A 12,701-nucleotide genomic window follows, 5' to 3' on the forward strand; every position below is an offset into this window, starting at 1 on the left:
TGGCACCGCTCTGTGTCGATCCGCACGGCACGGACCTGGCTGAAAGGTCAGGTTAGACCGCTTTGCGTCACCTGACCCTTTTCTGGACCGGCGGGGCGTGTCGCAGGTTCCGATCTTCCTTTATCATCGCCGCCCTGCCAGCGCCTGTGGTGCGCCAGCCGTAGTGGAGTGAGAGATGAATACCCTGTTCATGCATTGCCGGCCCGGTTTCGAGGGTGAGGTGTGCGCCGAAATCAGCGAACATGCCGCCCGCCTGGGCGTTGCCGGCTATGCCAAAGGCAAGCCGCAAAGTGCCAGTGCCGAGTTTGTCTGTAGCGAGGAGGGCGGTGCCGAGCGCTTGATGGGGGAACTGCGCTTCAACCAGCTGATTTTCCCGCGGCAGTGGGCCCGTGGCGGTTATGTCGAACTGCCTGAAAGCGACCGTATCAGTGTGTTGCTGGCGCACCTGGCCGACTTTCCGGTGTTCGGCAGCCTGTGGCTGGAGGTGCTGGACAGCAACGAAGGCAAGGAACTGTCTACCTTCTGCCGCAAGTTCGAGGTGCCGCTGCGCAAGGCCCTGGAAAAGGCCGGCCGCCTGGTCGACGATGCCAGCCGCCCACGCCTGCTGCTCACCTTCATCAGCGGCCGCCGGGTGTTCGCTGGCGTTGCCCCTGCTACCAACAGCGCGCTGTGGCCCATGGGCATCCCGCGTTTGAAATTCCCCCGCGAGGCACCCAGCCGCTCGACCCTCAAGCTGGAAGAAGCCTGGCACCAGTTCATTCCGCGCGAGCAGTGGGAACAGCGCCTGGGCGATGACATGACCGGTGTCGACCTGGGGGCTTCGCCGGGTGGCTGGACCTACCAACTGGTGCGCCGGGGCATGCTGGTGACTGCCATCGACAATGGGCCGATGGCCGAAAGCCTGATGGACACAGGGCTGGTCCAGCACCTGATGGCCGATGGTTTCACCTGGCAACCGAAGCAGCCGGTGGACTGGATGGTGTGCGACATCGTCGAGAAGCCGGCGCGTACCACTTCGCTGATCGAGACCTGGCTGGGTGAGGGGCTGTGCCGTGAGGCGGTGGTCAACCTGAAGCTGCCGATGAAGCAGCGCTACGCCGAAGTACGCCGGCTGCTCGACCGCATGGAGGCGACGTTCAAGGCGCGCAAGATCAAGGTGTCGATTGCCTGCAAGCAGCTGTACCACGACCGTGAGGAAGTGACCTGCCATCTGCGCCGGATGGACTTGAAACCGCGCTGAGCACAGCGAATCGCTTTGCTCTTGCTTCGGCTTTTGCTTCTAAGCGCGCGATAGTTCAGGCGCCGCAGATTGCGACTTCAGGAGGCCGAGCGAAGGGCTTGCGGAGGGAGGTGACGGGCATCCATGCCCGTCACCTCCCTCCGCAAGCCCTTCGCTCGGCCTCCTGAAGTCGCGAAGATCAAGATCAAGATCAAGATCAAGATCAAGATCAAGATCAAGATCAAGAGCTGGCTCAGCGTGTTCGCAGGCGGTGCTTGGACCACGTCGCGCGATGCGCGACAATGACGATCATTTGCGGAGCCCCCCATGACCGATTTCACCCCCGACGCCATCCTCGACGCCACTGGCCTGAACTGCCCGGAACCGGTGATGATGCTGCACCAGCACGTGCGTGACCTGGCCGCTGGCGGCCTGCTCAAGGTCATCGCCACCGACCCCTCGACCCGCCGCGACATCCCCAAGTTCTGCAACTTCCTCGGCCACGAACTGCTGCAGCAGCAGGAGGACGCCGGTACCTTCCTGTACTGGATCCGCAAGAAAGCCGACTGAAGCGCTCTGGAACACGCCCGGCGTTGCGCCTACACTGCGTTCCCCAGACAGGAGAGCGCCATGCTGATAGTTGCCGACGAGAACATCCCGCTGCTCGATGCCTTCTTCCAGGGTTTCGGCGAAATCCGCCGTTACCCGGGCCGAAGCCTCGATGCCGCCAGCGTCAAGGACGCCGACATCCTGCTGGTGCGCTCGGTGACCAAGGTCGACCGCCAGTTGCTCGAAGGCAGCCGTGTGCGCTTTGTCGGTACCTGCACCATCGGCACCGACCACCTCGACCTGAACTACTTTGCCGAGGCCGGTATCCGCTGGAGTAGCGCGCCGGGCTGCAATGCCCGCGGCGTGGTCGATTACGTGCTGGGCAGCCTGCTGACCCTGGCCGAGCTGGATGGCGTGGCACTGCCCGAGCGCGTGTATGGCGTGGTGGGCGCGGGTGAAGTGGGTGGGCGCCTGGTGCGGGTGCTGCACGGCCTGGGCTGGAAGGTACTGGTATGCGACCCGCTGCGCCAGGCCGCCGAGGGCGGCGACTACGTCAGCCTCGAGACCATCCTGCAACAGTGCGATGTTATAAGCCTGCACACCCCCTTGCAGCGTGGCGGCGAGCACCCGACCTGGCACCTGCTGGGCCAGGCGCAGCTGGCCCAGTTGCGCCCGGGTGCGTGGCTGGTCAACGCCAGCCGTGGCCCGGTGGTGGATAACGCGGCCCTGCGCGAACTGCTGCTGGACCGCGAAGACGTGCATGCGGTGCTGGATGTGTGGGAGGGTGAGCCGCAGGTCGACTTGCAACTGGCCGACCTGTGCACGCTGGCTTCGCCGCACATTGCCGGCTACAGCCTCGACGGTCGCCAGCGTGGTACGGCGCAGATCTACCAGGCGCTGTGCGGCTTCCTCGGTGTGGATGAACAGGTGCAACTGGCCGACCTGCTGCCTCGGCCGCCGCTTGCGCAGATCGAACTGGATGCCAGCACCGACCCGGCCTGGGCCATGGCCACCCTGTGCCGCGCGGTGTACGACCCACGCCGCGACGATGCCGATTTCCGCCGCAGCCTCAGCGACGACCCGCAGCAACAGCGTGCAGCATTCGACCAGTTGCGCAAGCAGTACCCGCCACGGCGCGAGATCGAGGGGCTAGGGGTGCGCTTGCGTGGGGAGTCGCCGCAGTTGGCGCAGCTGGTCAGTGCCTTGGGTGGGGTGCTGGTCTGACGGTATGTTGAGCGCAGTACCGGCCTTTTCGCGGGTAAACCCGCTCCCACAGGTGCCCCGCTGATCTCAAGGCTGGTGCAGCCCCTGTGGGAGCGGGTTTACCCGCGAAAAGGCCAGCACAGGATTCAGGCAAATAAAAACCCGGCGCAAGCGCCGGGTTGCAAGAAATTCGCCGATCAACCTTTGCGTACGCGCTCTACCCGGCTTTCTTCCAGGGCCTTGCAGGCCTGCTGGATCATCTGCTCGGTGATCGGTACTTCGCGCCCCTGGGCGTCGATGATCGAACCGCACACCTGCGGTTGCGGGGTGGTCCGGGGCTTCTGGTTGTCGCTGCCATGCTGCAAGCTCATGTATTGTCTCCTCATCAGGTTCAAGCGCAGGGTAACCCTGTGCCGTGACCGGCCTGTGACAGTGCCTGCAGGATCACGGCAGCCACAGTCCAGCAGAAACGGCCACAAAGCTCCATAGCCTGGTTAGACCGATAGGCTATAGCAACCTTGCAAGGGTTCCCCAGGCCTGGATGAGTGGTAGGCTGCGGATTCCCCACCATAGTGGTCCGCGCCATGCCCGAATCGGTTTCCTCGCGTCAACGCCGCGCCTTGCGCCTGGGTTGGCAGTTCGTTCGCCCGTACCGTCGCCAGGTGCTGCTGGCCTTGCTGGCACTGGTTGTCACCGCCGCCATCACCTTGTCCATGGGCCAGGGCATCCGCCTGCTGGTGGACCAGGGCTTCATGACCCGCTCCGCGCATCAGCTCAACCAGACCATCGGGCTGTTCCTGCTGCTGGTGCTGGCCCTGGCGGTGGGTACCTTCAGCCGCTTCTACCTGGTGTCGTGGATCGGCGAGCGCTGCGTGGCCGATATCCGTCGGGCCGTGTTCGACCACCTGATCGGCTTGCACCCTGGGTTTTTCGAAGACAATCGCAGCTCCGAGATCCAGTCGCGGCTGACCGCTGATACCACCTTGCTGCAATCGGTAATCGGTTCATCGCTGTCGATGTTCCTGCGCAACGCGCTGATGGTCATCGGTGGCGTGGCTTTGCTGTTCATCACCAACCCCAAGCTCACCAGCATCGTGGTGGTAGCGCTGCCGCTGGTGCTGGCGCCGATCCTGCTGTTCGGCCGCCGGGTACGTAGCCTGTCGCGGCAGAGCCAGGACCGGGTGGCCGATGTGGGCAGCTATGTGGCCGAGGCCCTCGGGCAGATCAAGACCGTGCAGGCCTACAACCATCAGGCGCACGACCGCGAGCTGTTCGCCGGCACGGTCGAAGCGGCGTTTGCCGTGGCCCGGCAGCGGATTGCCCAGCGTGCCTGGCTTATCACCCTGGTGATCGTGCTGGTGCTGGGAGCGGTGGGGGTGATGTTGTGGGTTGGCGGCATGGACGTGATCGCCGGGCGCATTTCTGCGGGCGAACTGGCCGCCTTCGTGTTCTACAGCCTGATCGTCGGCAGTGCCTTCGGTACCCTCAGCGAGGTGATCGGCGAGCTGCAGCGGGCGGCGGGCGCGGCCGAGCGCATTGCCGAACTGTTGGCGGCGCGCAGTGCAATCCTGCCGCCCGCCGTGGCGCAGGTGCTGCCGCAGCAGCGGGCCAGTGGGCGTATCGAGTTGCAGCAGTTGGTGTTCGCTTATCCGTCACGGCCCTCGGTGGCGGCTGTCGATGGCCTGAGCCTGGCCATCGAGCCGGGGCAGACCGTGGCGCTGGTTGGGCCATCGGGGGCGGGCAAGTCGACCTTGTTCGATTTGTTGTTGCGCTTCTACGACCCCCAGCAAGGGCGCATCCTGCTCGATGGCCGGGCGATTACCGAACTCGACCCCGCTCAACTGCGCCAGCAGTTCGCCCTGGTGGCACAAAACCCTTCGCTGTTTCGCGGCACGGTCGAGGCCAACATCCGCTATGGCCGGCCCGAGGCGACCCTGGCCGAGGTCGAGGCAGCGGCCCGTGGTGCCCATGCCGACGCATTCATCCGGCAACTGCCGCAGGGCTACCAGACACCGCTGGGCGAGGGCGGCATCGGCCTGTCCGGCGGGCAGCGGCAACGCCTGGCCATCGCCCGTGCGTTGCTGGTCGATGCACCGATCCTGTTGCTGGACGAAGCCACCAGCGCCCTCGACGCGCAAAGCGAACACCTGATCCAGCAGGCGTTGCCCCGCCTGATGGCCGGGCGCACTACCCTGGTGATCGCCCATCGGCTGGCTACGGTACAGCATGCCGACCGTATCGCGGTCATCGACAAGGGCCGTCTGGTGGCGGTGGGGACGCATCGCCAGTTGATCGAAGAGAGCCCGTTGTATGCGCGGCTGGCGGCCTTGCAGTTCACTACGGGGTAGCTTGTAGTGGCCTTGTAACATTTCTGTAGTATTTGCCTGAGAGTATCTAGCTCAACTGTTGCGTAAGTGCTCGACCTGGCTGCCATTGCTTGATGGCAGCCTTTTTTTGGCCTGCCAGTAACCGGGCTGCGTTGCACCCCATTGCCAGCTTGCGCGGCCCCCCGGTCTTCCTCCTGCTTTCCGAGATCCAAGATGTTGCGTAAATCCCTCAGAGTGCAAATTCTCTCCCTGCTCGGCGGCAGTCTGGTGGCGATGTTGCTGATCGCCCTGGTGTGCTTCCAGTTCCTCTCGTCCAGCGTGCGCGGCTACGCCGAGCTGGTCGACGGGCCGCTGCGGGCCTCGCAATTGATCGACGAAGCCAACCTGCAGTTCAAGATCCAGGTGCAGGAATGGAAGAACGTACTGTTGCGCGGGCGCCAGCCGGCTGACATGGACAAGTACTGGCAGCAGTTCCAGGCTCGCGAGCAGCAGGTGCAGCAACTGCTCGGGCAATTGATCGATAGCAGCGACGCCAGGCTCAAGGCGCCGTTGCAGCAACTGCGTGACAGCCACCGGCAGCTAGGCCTGGCCTATGCACAGGGGCGACACGCATTCCTGGCGGCGGGCGGTGACCCGGTTGCCGGCGACCAGGCGGTCAAGGGCGTGGACCGCGCCGCCAGTGAACAGATGAGCGAACTGGTCGAGCAACTGCGTGCCGATGCCCATCAGCAAGCCGCCAGCCTCAGTGCCGGTGCGGAGCGCACGGTATGGCTGGGCTTGCTGGTGATGTTGGCCTCGGCGGTGTTGGTGGGGCTGCTCAGCCTGTGGCTGGTCAACCGCAGCCTGATCGAGCCGATTCGTCAATTGATCGAGTATGTCGCGCAGCTTAGCCAGGGCCGCTTTGCCGCCCGGGTAGAAAGCCGCCGTGAGGACGAACTGGGCCGCCTGGCGCGGGCCGCCAACACCCTGCGCGACTTCCTCGCCGACACGGTCGGCCGGCTGCAGGACAACGCCCAGGAACTGGAAGGCGCCAGCGGCCGGTTGCGCAGCATCGCCGGCGACATGGCCCGTGGCACCCATGACCAGTTCCAGCGCACCGACCAGGTGGCCACGGCCATGCATGAGATGTCTGCCACCGCCCAGGAAGTCGCGCGCCACGCCGCCGAGGCCGCCCGCGCGGCGGACGACGCCGACCACAGTGCCCAGGCGGGCGAGCAGGTGATGCAGCAGACCATCGATATCATCGGCGTGGTCAACCGCGAAATTGCCGGTACGGCGGCGGTGATTCGCGACCTGGAGCATGACAGCACGCGCATTGGCAAAGTCCTCGAAGTGATCCGTGGCATTGCCGAGCAGACTAACCTGCTGGCGCTCAACGCGGCCATTGAAGCGGCCCGTGCCGGCGAGGCCGGGCGTGGTTTTGCGGTAGTCGCCGATGAGGTGCGCAGCCTGGCCCAGCGCACGGCGGCTTCGATTGCCGAGATCCACCAGATCATCGAAGCAGTGCAGTCGGGGGCGGTGGAAGCGGTCAAGGCCATCGAAAGCGGCCAGCAGCGCAGCGAGGAGGGTGCCGAACAGGTGCAGCAGGCCGGGCAGATGCTGCAGCGCATCACCCTGGCGGTGGAGGCAATCCGCGACATGAACCGGCAGATCGCCACGGCGGCCGAAGAGCAGACCAGCGTGGCCGAGGACATCTCGCGCAACCTGATCGAAATCACCCGCATCGCCACGGCCAACCAGGAGGCCGTACAGCATACCGAGCAGGCGGGGCAGCGCCTGCATGGGTTGTCGGGGCAACTGGGCGAAGTCACCTCCCGTCTCACTGCCTGACGCAGTCCTTGTGGGAGTGGCCTTGTGTCGCGAAAGGCCGCTCCCACAAGGAAGCTGCGCCGGGCTGGTTGCTGGGGAAACCCGCCACTTTCACTGCTTCATCCTGTGCCCTGTGGCGGATTGTCGCCACGCTCCCCGTCGCGAGCCCCCGTATTCATTGCTCGATACCCAGTTGGCACATTCCCTGCTCAAGGCGGCGCGCGTGTACACAACAACTGGATAACATCAATGAAGAAATTCCTGCTGACGTTCCTCTGCCTGGGCGTCATCGGCTGCTCCAAACCCGCGGAACCGGAAAAGACTGTCGACGTGCTGCTGATCGGCGGTGGCATCATGAGTGCTAGCCTGGGCACCTACCTCACCGAGCTGGAGCCCTCCTGGAAGGTCGACGTCTACGAACGCCTGGACCAGGTGGCCGAAGAAAGCTCCAACGCCTGGAACAACGCCGGTACCGGTCACTCTGCGTTCTGCGAGCTGAACTACACCAGCGTCGGCAAGGACGGCAGCATCGACATCAGCAAGGCTGTGGGGGTCAACGAGCAGTTCGAGGTATCCAAGCAGTTCTGGGCCTACCAGGTCGAGCAGGGCGTGCTGAGCAACCCGAAGTCGTTCATCAACAACGTGCCGCACATGAGCTTTGTCTGGGGTGACGACAATGTCGCCTTCCTGCACAAGCGCGTCGACGCCCTGCAGCACAGTTCGCTGTTCCGCGGCATGGAAATCTCCGAAGACCACGAGCAGATCCGTAAGTGGGCACCCCTGGTGATGGAAGGCCGTGACCCGGGGCAGAAGGTCGCCGCCACGCGCATGGCCATCGGCACCGACGTGAACTTTGGCGAAATCACTCGCCAGCTGTTCGCCGCGATGACCCGCAACCCCAACGTGTCGCTGAACCTGCGTCATGAAGTGCGCGACATCGTACGCAACGACGACGGCACCTGGCAGGTGCGGGTGGCCGACCTGGCCAACGGTGGCAAGGAAAAGGCCGTCAACGCCCGCTTCGTGTTCATTGGTGCCGGTGGTGGCGCGCTGAAGCTGCTGCAGAAGTCGGGGATCCCCGAAGCCGAAGGCTATGCCGGCTTCCCGGTCGGTGGCCAGTTCCTGATGACCGACAACCCCGACCTGGTCGCCCGCCACCAGGCCAAGCTGTACGGCAAGGCCTCGGTCGGCGCGCCGCCGATGTCGGTACCGCACCTGGACACGCGGATGATCGATGGCAAGCAGGTGCTGCTGTTCGGCCCGTTCGCCACCTTCTCCACCAAGTACCTCAAGCATGGCTCGCTGCTGGACATGTTCGCCTCGCTGAACAGCCACAACGTGCTGCCAATGGTCAATGCCGGCATCGACAACATCGACCTCAGCACCTACCTGATGGGGCAGTTGATGCTCAGTTTCGATGACCGCATGAACGCCCTGCGCGAGTATTTCCCCAACGCCAAGAACGAGGACTGGAAGCTGCTGCAGGCCGGCCAGCGGGTGCAGGTGATCAAGAAGGACCCGGTACTGGGCGGTGTGCTGCAGTTCGGTACTGAAGTGGTGGCGGCGCAGGACGGCAGCATCGCTGCGTTGCTGGGCGCTTCGCCGGGTGCCTCGACCGCGGCGCCGATCATGCTGACCGTGCTGGAAAAGACCTTCAAGGACCGTATCCAGTCGCCAGCCTGGCAGGCCAGGCTCAAGGAAATCGTGCCGAGCTATGGGCAGAAGCTGAACAACAACCTGGCGCTGACCAACCAGACCCGTGAGTGGAGCAGCGAGCGCCTGCAGTTGCTGTATGTGCCGGTGGAGGCTGAGGTGGCGCACTGACACATGTGGGAGCGGCCCAGGGCCGCTCCCGCAAGAGGGGCCGCGCTGGGGCTGGGACACCTTCCAGGGCATAACAAAAAGCCCGCACAAGGCGGGCTTTTTGATAAGGATTTGGTCGGAGAGACAGGATTCGAACCTGCGGCCTTCTCGTCCCGAACGAGACGCGCTACCTGGCTGCGCTACACTCCGATGAAGGAAATCCTACTGCATCCTTTTTTTGCACGCAAGCCCTTGTTGTTGAAAGGGCCTTTGCAAAAAACAGGGTGCGATCAGAGCTCTTTGACGGTGCGGATCTGGTCCTTGTTCAAGCGCGTGCGCTTGCCGTCCAGTTGCTCGAATTCGTAGAAGCCCGAGTCTTCATCGTACTTCGGTGTGTCGGTGGCCTGGATTTCGCGACCGTCATTCAGGGTAATGACGGTTGGCGATGCGCAGCCAGCGAGGGCGCCCAGGCCCAAGACGAGCAGGAAGGCGGGTAGGGTCCGTTGAATCATCGTGTTTCTCCAGTGCGATGGTGCTAGATGACATTAAGACGCAGGGCGTCCACGCAAGTTCCGTCTACAGTGCAGCATAGCGGCAAACCCGGGGCATTGATCGAAGGCAAGGGTCACGGGCGTCACGCTGTGATGGGCGCGTGCTGTGTTATAACTGCGGCCATCCCATCTTCTTGTGACGGACCCCCATGAAAGCCAAGGCAGATACCCCCTTCGTGCCGCTGAACATCGCCGTGCTCACCGTCAGCGACACCCGCACCTTCGACACCGATACCTCCGGCCAGCTGTTCGTCGACCGCCTGAGCGCGGCCGGCCATCGCCTTGCCGAGCGCGTGCTGCTGAAAGACGACCTGTACAAGATTCGCGCCCAGGTTGCCACCTGGATTGCCGATGACAGCGTGCAGGTGGTGCTGATCACCGGCGGCACCGGCTTTACCGGCCGCGACAGCACGCCCGAGGCTGTGGCCTGCTTGTTGGACAAGCAGGTAGAAGGCTTTGGTGAGCTGTTCCGGCAGATTTCCGTGGCCGACATTGGCACCTCCACCGTGCAGTCGCGCGCCCTGGCCGGGCTGGCTAACGGTACCTTGGTGTGCTGCCTGCCAGGCTCGACCAACGCGGTGCGCACTGGTTGGGACGGTATCCTCGCCGAGCAGCTGGATGCCCGCCATCGCCCTTGCAACTTCGTGCCGCACCTGAAGCAGGCAGCAGCCTGTGACAGCCGTGGCTGAGGTCAGCCAGGCCCGGCCGCTGATGCCGGTGGAACAGGCCCTGGAGCAACTGCTGGCATTGGCTGAAGCGGCTCCGATCCACGACACCGAGAACCTGCCACTGGCCGAGGCCGAGGGCCGTGTGCTGGCCGCTGACCTGGTGGCCTCGCTCGACCTGCCGCCTTGGCCGAACAGTGCCATGGACGGTTACGCCCTGCGCCTGGCTGACTGGCAGGGCGAACCACTGCCGGTCAGCCAGCGGATTTTCGCCGGCCATGCGCCGCAGCCGCTGCAAGCGGGCACCTGCGCGCGCATCTTCACCGGGGCACCGCTGCCCGAAGGTGCCGACTGCGTCGAGATGCAGGAAAACACCGAAGTGGCAGAGGATGGCCGGGTACGCTTTCTCGAGCCGTTGAAAGCCGGGCAGAACATTCGTCCCCAGGGCCAGGAAACCCGCAAGGGCGAACAGGTGATGAGCGCTGGCACCCGGCTGGGGCCGATCGAGCTGGGCCTGGCTGCGACCTTGGGCCACGGCCGCCTGGATGTGGTGCGCAAGGTGCGGGTGGCGGTGCTGTCCACCGGTGACGAACTGGTCGAGCCCGGCCTGCCGCTGGGGCCGGGGCAGATCTACAACAGCAACCGCCGGCTGCTGGTCAGCTGGTTGCAGCGGCTGGGCTGCGACGTGGTCGATGCGGGCATCCTGCCGGATGACCTGGCACGCACCCGCACCTGCCTGGCCGAGCTGGGTGATGTCGACCTGATCCTGTCCACCGGCGGTGTCTCGGTGGGGGAAGCCGACTACCTCGGCGCCGCCCTGCGCGAAGCCGGCGAGCTGGCCTTGTGGAAGCTGGCGATCAAGCCCGGCAAGCCGCTGACCTTCGGCCACTTCCAGGGCGTGCCGGTAATCGGCCTGCCGGGCAACCCGGCCTCGACCCTGGTCACCTTCGGCCTGCTGACCCGGCCCTACCTGTTGCGGCGCCAGGGCGTGGCCGATGTCACGCCGCTGCGTTTCGACATGCCGGCCGGTTTTGACTGGCCCAAGCCCGGCACGCGCCGCGAGTACCTGCGCGCCCGCATCGAACAGGGCCAGGTGCGCATCTACAAGAACCAGAGCTCTGGCGTGCTGCGCAGCGCGGCCTGGGCCGAGGGGCTGGTGGAAGTGCGCGAAGGCAGTACGCCGAAGCAGGGTGACAGCGTGCCGTTCATTCCCTTCAGCGAGCTACTTGGCTGAGCGGCCCAGCCAGGCACTGGCCAGCGGCGCGGCCTCGGCCGGTGCCGCCTGGGCCAGGCGCATGTGCACGTTCTCCAGTTGCTGGGCGGCCACGCTCCAGTCGTGGCGCTGGCGGGCGAACTGGCGCCCGGCATCGCTCAACTGGCTCATGCGCCAGGGCTGGTTGAGCAACTGGGTGATCAGCAGGGCCAACTGGTCGCCATCCTCACTGCCCAGGTAGTGCTCGCCGTTGTTCGCGGCCAGGCCTGAAACGCCTTTGCCGGTGGTGATCACTGGCAAGCCGGCGGCCATCGCTTCGAGGATTTTCACCTTGGAACCACCGGCATAGCGCAGCGGTGCGAAGAACAGTGCCGAACGCCGCTGCAGTTCACGCAGGTCGGGGCGGTAGCCGAACCATTCGATACGCGGGTCGTTCCAGTGCAGTTTCCAGCTGGCCGGCATGGCATGCCCGGCAATCGCCAGGCGCACCGCCGGATTGCTCATCCACACCTGCGGCATGATGTCTTCCAGCGCCCATTCGATGGCCTCCAGGTTGGCGCCACACTCGAAGTTACCTACGAACAGCAGGCGCTGGCTGTGCAGCGCAGGTTGCACGTGCTGGTAGAAATCACAGTCCACGCCATTGACCACCACGTTCACCGGGCGCCCGCTGATTTGCGCGATCAACTCGGCATCGTGGGCGCTGACCGCCACCAGTTCGGTGGGTTGGCGCAATACCCGCTGTTCCCAGCGTCGATAGCGCCAGCGGTCGAAGGCGTTGAGCGGGCGCAACCACAGCGGCAGGCGATCGTGGCTGGCGCCACCCATCACCGATTCCAGGGTGTGCTCGCAGAGCATGTACGGCAGTCCGCGTGCCTGCAGGGCCTTCTCGAACGGCTGGAAGCTGTAGCTGTGTTCGATCTGGATCACGTCCCAGGGCTCGTCCAGCAATTGCTCGAAGCGGTGCCGCAGGCGAGGGGCCAGGCCATTGATGATTGCCCGCATGGGGTAGTCCAGGATCGGCGAGGCCAGCAGGTTCAGCGGGCTGTGCAGGGGCCGACGGGGCAGCACGATCAGGCGTTCGAGCAAGGGTTCCAGGGCCTCGCGGGCAGCATCGCCGAGGGGGTTCTTCGATTGCACCAGCAGGGTAATCCGGTGGCCACGTTGTGCCAGTGCGCGCATCAGGTGGTATTGCCGGGTCTTGCTGCCGCTGGTGGTCGGCCAGGGCAGGTACGGCAGTGTCCAGAGAATGCGCATGACCCGGAATCCTCGCTAAAGGTTGCGGATAGCAAGACGCGCCCTTAGGCGGCAGTGATAAAAACCACTGCCGGGGCGCGTCCATGGCAAGAAGGGTGTATCTGC

Annotated in this window: 12 protein-coding genes, 1 tRNA gene and 1 pseudogene; 10 read left to right on the plus strand and 4 right to left on the minus strand. The window is 64.8% G+C overall.

What is annotated here, in order from left to right:
* Window positions 1-175 precede the first annotated feature (175 nt).
* The 4 genes from rlmM to pdxB all read left to right on the plus strand — a co-directional run bounded on the left by rlmM (window position 176) and on the right by pdxB (window position 2,992).
* Entirely contained in the window at window positions 176-1,240 is a 1,065-nt protein-coding gene (rlmM, locus tag MKK04_RS08070) for a 23S rRNA (cytidine(2498)-2'-O)-methyltransferase RlmM (protein WP_233687114.1), read from the plus strand.
* Between the two features lie 123 nt (window positions 1,241-1,363).
* A complete protein-coding gene (locus MKK04_RS08075) occupies window positions 1,364-1,525 on the plus strand; it encodes a hypothetical protein (RefSeq protein WP_241106440.1) in 162 nt (53 codons plus the stop codon).
* 21 nt (window positions 1,526-1,546) lie between these two features.
* Entirely contained in the window at window positions 1,547-1,789 is a 243-nt protein-coding gene (tusA, locus tag MKK04_RS08080) for a sulfurtransferase TusA (RefSeq protein ID WP_016500764.1), read from the plus strand.
* Window positions 1,790-1,849: 60 nt separating this feature from the next.
* On the plus strand, window positions 1,850-2,992 hold the full coding sequence (pdxB, locus tag MKK04_RS08085) for a 4-phosphoerythronate dehydrogenase PdxB (RefSeq protein WP_241106441.1): 1,143 nt from the start codon (window positions 1,850-1,852) through the stop codon (window positions 2,990-2,992).
* A 176-nt stretch (window positions 2,993-3,168) separates the two neighbouring features.
* Here pdxB and MKK04_RS08090 read toward each other — a convergent pair whose 3' ends face one another.
* On the minus strand, window positions 3,169-3,342 hold the full coding sequence (locus MKK04_RS08090) for a PA1571 family protein (protein WP_170929323.1): 174 nt from the start codon (window positions 3,340-3,342) through the stop codon (window positions 3,169-3,171).
* A 213-nt stretch (window positions 3,343-3,555) separates the two neighbouring features.
* Between MKK04_RS08090 and MKK04_RS08095 the strand changes: the two genes are divergently transcribed.
* From MKK04_RS08095 to mqo, 4 genes and pseudogenes are all read left to right on the plus strand, one after another.
* Entirely contained in the window at window positions 3,556-5,319 is a 1,764-nt protein-coding gene (locus tag MKK04_RS08095) for an ABC transporter transmembrane domain-containing protein (RefSeq protein ID WP_207831719.1), read from the plus strand.
* A gap of 765 nt (window positions 5,320-6,084) precedes the next feature.
* A pseudogene (locus MKK04_RS26620) lies at window positions 6,085-6,195 on the plus strand (hypothetical protein); the annotation flags it as partial.
* Between the two features lie 228 nt (window positions 6,196-6,423).
* On the plus strand, window positions 6,424-7,128 hold the full coding sequence (locus tag MKK04_RS26625; protein ID WP_442793904.1) for a methyl-accepting chemotaxis protein: 705 nt from the start codon (window positions 6,424-6,426) through the stop codon (window positions 7,126-7,128).
* Between the two features lie 228 nt (window positions 7,129-7,356).
* Window positions 7,357-8,931: a malate dehydrogenase (quinone) gene (gene mqo, locus MKK04_RS08105; RefSeq protein WP_207831715.1), complete on the plus strand. Its 1,575-nt coding sequence runs from the start codon at window positions 7,357-7,359 to the stop codon at window positions 8,929-8,931.
* A 112-nt stretch (window positions 8,932-9,043) separates the two neighbouring features.
* Here mqo and MKK04_RS08110 read toward each other — a convergent pair.
* Together MKK04_RS08110 and MKK04_RS08115 are read right to left on the minus strand one after the other, a co-directional pair.
* Window positions 9,044-9,120, minus strand: a tRNA-Pro gene (locus MKK04_RS08110).
* A gap of 80 nt (window positions 9,121-9,200) precedes the next feature.
* Entirely contained in the window at window positions 9,201-9,422 is a 222-nt protein-coding gene (locus tag MKK04_RS08115) for a YgdI/YgdR family lipoprotein (RefSeq protein WP_063913882.1), read from the minus strand.
* 188 nt (window positions 9,423-9,610) lie between these two features.
* On the opposite strand from MKK04_RS08115, the gene moaB reads away from it, so the two are divergent.
* A complete protein-coding gene (moaB, locus tag MKK04_RS08120) occupies window positions 9,611-10,150 on the plus strand; it encodes a molybdenum cofactor biosynthesis protein B (protein WP_025338313.1) in 540 nt (179 codons plus the stop codon).
* A 22-nt stretch (window positions 10,151-10,172) separates the two neighbouring features.
* Window positions 10,173-11,360, plus strand: coding sequence for a molybdopterin molybdotransferase MoeA (locus tag MKK04_RS08125; RefSeq protein WP_241106793.1), 1,188 nt, complete (start codon window positions 10,173-10,175; stop codon window positions 11,358-11,360).
* On the opposite strand, the gene MKK04_RS08130 is transcribed toward MKK04_RS08125, so the two are convergent.
* Window positions 11,349-12,596 (minus strand): glycosyltransferase family 4 protein, encoded by a 1,248-nt coding sequence (locus tag MKK04_RS08130; protein ID WP_241106443.1) that lies wholly within the window; start codon window positions 12,594-12,596, stop codon window positions 11,349-11,351. The genes MKK04_RS08125 and MKK04_RS08130 overlap by 12 nt on opposite strands.
* Window positions 12,597-12,701: the final 105 nt, after the last annotated feature.

This window comes from Pseudomonas sp. LS.1a (assembly GCF_022533585.1).
In the GTDB taxonomy this organism is placed as follows: domain Bacteria; phylum Pseudomonadota; class Gammaproteobacteria; order Pseudomonadales; family Pseudomonadaceae; genus Aquipseudomonas.